We start from the raw sequence: 440 nt of genomic DNA, 5'->3' as shown, positions 1-440 counted from the left end.
CAGGCGGTACTCGAACGCCAGCTGAGTGCGCAAGGCAACCGAGGGGCTCAGCCCAAGGCGCTGAACCAAGGCGCTTGGGTGCAACTGCCGCGCCAGTCCGGCCAGCTCGCAGGCGATAGCAACACCAACCGCACCGCCCACAGCAGCACAGGCCTGTTGGTTGGCTTCGATCACACGCTGGAACAAGGCACGCGCCTGGGCGTGGTTGCCGGCAGCGGCAGCACCGATGTAAAGACCCAAGGCCGCGGCAAGGCGAGTGTCGACACCTATCAACTGGGCCTGCACGCGGGCCACAACTGGAACGCTTTTGGTTTGTATGGCGGCATCGCGTATGCGCAACATGAGGTCCAGACAAAACGTCGCGTCAGCTTCCCGGGCGTAGACAACCACCTGAGCGCCAAGTACGTCAGCCGCACCGTGCAGACGTTTGCCGAGGCGAA

1 protein-coding gene is annotated in these 440 nt (G+C 63.9%); it reads left to right on the top strand.

Annotation, left to right across the window (positions count from 1 at the left end):
• Nucleotides 1–440: autotransporter outer membrane beta-barrel domain-containing protein (locus ACOZK9_RS27355; RefSeq protein WP_421556985.1), on the top strand; the 440-nt coding region annotated here is incomplete at both ends.

Origin of the sequence: Pseudomonas kitaguniensis, from assembly GCF_049199985.1 — a bacterium.
GTDB classification, from domain to species: Bacteria; Pseudomonadota; Gammaproteobacteria; order Pseudomonadales; family Pseudomonadaceae; genus Aquipseudomonas; species Aquipseudomonas kitaguniensis.
The sequence above is the reverse complement of the archived record's forward strand: the minus strand, read 5'-3'. Positions and strand labels throughout refer to the sequence as shown.